Annotated in this window: 6 protein-coding genes; 4 read left to right on the plus strand and 2 right to left on the minus strand. The window is 42.4% G+C overall.

Features of this window, described 5'->3' with window-relative positions; translation table 11 throughout:
• Nucleotides 1-1,219 precede the first annotated feature (1,219 nt).
• Together LUQ50_RS10625 and LUQ50_RS15980 are read left to right on the plus strand one after the other, a co-directional pair.
• Complete coding sequence (locus LUQ50_RS10625) at nt 1,220-1,324, plus strand: nucleotidyltransferase domain-containing protein (protein WP_300039813.1); 105 nt, start codon at nt 1,220-1,222, stop codon at nt 1,322-1,324.
• Nucleotides 1,325-1,517: 193 nt separating this feature from the next.
• Nucleotides 1,518-1,676, plus strand: a complete 159-nt coding sequence (locus LUQ50_RS15980; RefSeq protein ID WP_367278991.1) for a DUF86 domain-containing protein — start codon at nt 1,518-1,520, stop codon at nt 1,674-1,676.
• A 150-nt stretch (nt 1,677-1,826) separates the two neighbouring features.
• On the opposite strand, the gene LUQ50_RS10630 is transcribed toward LUQ50_RS15980, so the two are convergent.
• On the minus strand, nt 1,827-2,204 hold the full coding sequence (locus LUQ50_RS10630; RefSeq protein WP_300039809.1) for a nucleotidyltransferase domain-containing protein: 378 nt from the start codon (nt 2,202-2,204) through the stop codon (nt 1,827-1,829).
• The gene (locus tag LUQ50_RS10635) at nt 2,186-2,611 is read right to left on the minus strand and encodes a DUF86 domain-containing protein (protein WP_300039810.1); all 426 of its coding nucleotides are present in this window, start codon (nt 2,609-2,611) and stop codon (nt 2,186-2,188) included. Before LUQ50_RS10635 ends, LUQ50_RS10630 begins: the two co-directional genes overlap by 19 nt.
• Before the next feature lie 230 nt (nt 2,612-2,841).
• Between LUQ50_RS10635 and LUQ50_RS10640 the strand changes: the two genes are divergently transcribed.
• The gene (locus LUQ50_RS10640) at nt 2,842-3,066 is read left to right on the plus strand and encodes a nucleotidyltransferase domain-containing protein (RefSeq protein WP_300039811.1); all 225 of its coding nucleotides are present in this window, start codon (nt 2,842-2,844) and stop codon (nt 3,064-3,066) included.
• Nucleotides 3,050-3,205: a hypothetical protein gene (locus LUQ50_RS10645; RefSeq protein WP_300039812.1), complete on the plus strand. Its 156-nt coding sequence runs from the start codon at nt 3,050-3,052 to the stop codon at nt 3,203-3,205. The genes LUQ50_RS10640 and LUQ50_RS10645 overlap by 17 nt, the downstream gene beginning before the upstream one ends.
• Nucleotides 3,206-3,219: the final 14 nt, after the last annotated feature.

Below are 3,219 nucleotides of genomic sequence, written 5' to 3' on the forward strand. Positions count from 1 at the left end.
AGGATATCAATAATCCGGCAGACAAAAAGGTCAAGTTCTGACAGGCACCTGTTGTCTAGAGAGAGTGAATCTCCATCCTTTCTGATCGCCATACTACCTCTTATATTTCAGAGTGATTAACAATGAGTATAGGCATTGAACAATTATGATAACCAGATACTTAGTTTTTTTATGAATATCGTTTTTTTCCAATAAATTTAGGATCAACATAACGGATTATCATTTGTTTATGTTATCTGATTATAGTGCACTGCATAAGGTTTTAGAATAATCGAAGTGAAACGAAGGTTATTCTAAAACGTTATGCTTAGCACCTTAATGTGAACAGCGTTACAAAGAGAGTAATTTACTTTTGAATCATCGAGCTCTTTTCGGATCAAAAACCAAACCGGCAGAGGTCTCTGGATATCTTTATCGATTCTCCAGACCTTCAGAACGAAGAATTTTACTTCAAGAAAGCCAGTCATCGAGTTCCGAATTCGCAGAATTCTCCATCGGTTATTTTATTCATTATTTTATCAATCCTGATCGCCTGAGTATTGAGGACTTTTACTTACTGGGAGGTCTTCCTTGTGGACCTTGTTAGCTGGTATCCCATACCCTGGTTTCTCAAGAAAAAACACGATCATCTGAACCAATATCTGCAACATATGTCAAATCCAATGCTTCTATACGGGTGAGTAGCCAAGGCTGACTTCTATAAAAACCATCCATGTATATGTGGCTGAAAGACTGGTTGTTAGCGTTGCTACTATTTTGTGATATCGCTGTCAAATGACGGCGGCCGGATCTTTTAAAAAAACCTTTCACATAATCGAGCGCTATTGAGTGCCGATTATGGGTTTTGGTGAAAACCAGTTTTGAAGGGACGCTTGATTAAAAAATCATTTAAATGCGAAATCTGGGAATCTATCGCTATTATAAGTCGTGCGACCTGATTCTTGAATGCCCTGTTAACAGCCAATAAATTGTAATTACTCATATAAAGATCAAACGATTTAATGGCGATATTCGTGATTTTAAACGTGACATTGTAGAGTTAATAATTATAGACACCCCAGAGAGATACCTTTTCATGAGACAGAAGATATAATCATATCCATACCATGCCATTGACGTATTGATACGAGATAAAAAAATTGATTATGTAAATATAATCAAGGAACTTAATTTCCTGCTTCCTGAATTAAAAGAAAGGTATGGAATATCTCGTATTGGCGTGTTTGGTTCGCAGGTTACCGGTAATGCCCATCAAGGGAGTGATATCGATATTCTTGTAACATTTCTGGAAGAAAAAGAGATTTTGACAACTACATGGATTTAAAATTCTTTCTTGAAGAAAATTTTGGAGATACTGTTGATCTTGTAATCGAAGATAGTATAAAGGCCAGAAAAAAAGAACGAATTATTCATGAAACTGTGTTTGTATGAGAGACTGGAGACTTTTTGCAGAAGATATCTTACATGCATGTGATGATATTGAATCCTATGTTAAGGGTGTGTCTTAAGAATCATTTCTGAACGACAAAAGGACAAGGGATGCAACCATTCACAACCTGCTCATTATCGGCGAATCAGTAAAACGAATACCCTCTGAAATCCTTGAATCATATCCCGGTATTGAATGGCGAAAGATTGCAGGTTTAAGAGATATCATTGCCCATTCCTCGGTATAACAAGAAGAAATATGGCGGCCGACCGGTTCACCAGGGAAATACCATCACCGAGTTCTCATTCCAGCCATCGAGAACCATATCCACCAGAGTTTCGCTCCTATTGTGGACACAGAGGAGAGAATGGAGAGAACTAACGTGATTTTTCCCAACTCAGGGAGCTCCGGGAACCGGGGATTGGTACCACCGCTGGTCATCCCATCGTTTCCAGTACGGGTACAGGTACTCCGCAAGCCCGGCCGGGTCAGGAGAAGAGACCAGAATCCCCCGGGAAAGGATCCGTACCTGGATATAGAGGGGAAGGAGCTCGAAGATCCTGATATCATATCTTTCTGACCTTCTCTCTCGCCATGCCAGGGACTGGAGGTGAACCGGATCCAGGGAAGATCCGGCGACCAGGCAGATATCAACATCGCTTCTCTCATCTGCTGTTCCTTCGGCCTGAGAACCATAGAGATATATCCCCGGCACCTTCTCTGCAAGGGTGGAAAGATCACGGAGGAGATCGGCAATCAGGGCTTTTCTATCCATTCTTCTATCACCTGGACGAGGCGGAGGATATCAGGGACTGACCCGAGTATTCCTGACAGGGCAAGAAGTTCATCAGTACCATTATAGCGGTGAATTATCCGGTTTCGCAGGCCATTCATCCCCCGGAGAAGTTGTTTCTGACTTGAAGAGAAGAGATCGATCCGTTCGATATTATCGTAATCATCACGGGGAGGAATCCTGTTATCACGAAGATACATCGCAACGAGATCCATGAATGCCTCAGAGATCTCCTGGAACGCCTTGAATACTGCAAGAACTGTCCGGGTATCTGATATGAGATCCTCCGGGCAAACCTTTCCGGTCCATGACGTGATGAGATCTGCACGATTCCGGATCCAGAATATGTTATCGCGGTATCGAAGTCGGCGATCTTCATCCATACTCATACATCCATCCCGGAGGTGATGAAGAATACGAAAAGAGAGTACTCCCAGATCCTGGGAATGTTCATGTGAGTTCAGCGATATACTATAGAGCATTGCATAACGTATTTGAATGACCGGAGTGAAACAGAGGTCATTCTAAAGCGTGAAATTGAATTGCACGTAAAATTTTAAGGCAAACTTGCAAAAAAGCGGTGTTATTAACGAAATATGCTATACCATCCGGATGCCATATGATCTCTTCATCCCCGATCCGCGTTTTGCAGACAGCCTGGCATGCGACCCTCATAGAGGGACTTACCGGCATCATTGAACAGATAAAACGGTACAATCCTGACAGGATCATCCTGTTCGGATCCATGGCAACGGGGAAGATTACTACCCAGAGCGATCTGGATCTTCTGGTAATCATGCCATCAGGACCGGAGAGGCAAAGAGTGGATGCGTATTATCGGTGATGAACTGGAACGTCCTGTTCCGGTTAACCTACTCGTCTTCACCAGCGAGGAACTTGAAGAATATCTCCCGAAAAGCACATTTTTACGTGAAATTATCGGGAAAGGCAAGGTAATCTATGACAAAAGATGCAGGGTATGAAGCCGAACGGTGGC

The sequence above is a fragment of the Methanospirillum sp. genome, assembly GCF_028679455.1.
Classification (GTDB): domain Archaea; phylum Halobacteriota; class Methanomicrobia; order Methanomicrobiales; family Methanospirillaceae; genus Methanospirillum.

What these genes read in the sequence shown, in the direction of transcription:
- LUQ50_RS10630 (WP_300039809.1), bottom strand. Translation starts at nt 2,204, where the DNA reads ATGGATAGAAAAGCCCTGATTGCCGATCTCCTCCGTGATCTTTCCACC.
- LUQ50_RS10635 (WP_300039810.1), bottom strand. Translation starts at nt 2,611, where the DNA reads ATGAGTATGGATGAAGATCGCCGACTTCGATACCGCGATAACATATTC.
- LUQ50_RS10640 (WP_300039811.1), top strand. Translation starts at nt 2,842, where the DNA reads ATGATCTCTTCATCCCCGATCCGCGTTTTGCAGACAGCCTGGCATGCG.
- LUQ50_RS10645 (WP_300039812.1), top strand. Translation starts at nt 3,050, where the DNA reads ATGCGTATTATCGGTGATGAACTGGAACGTCCTGTTCCGGTTAACCTA.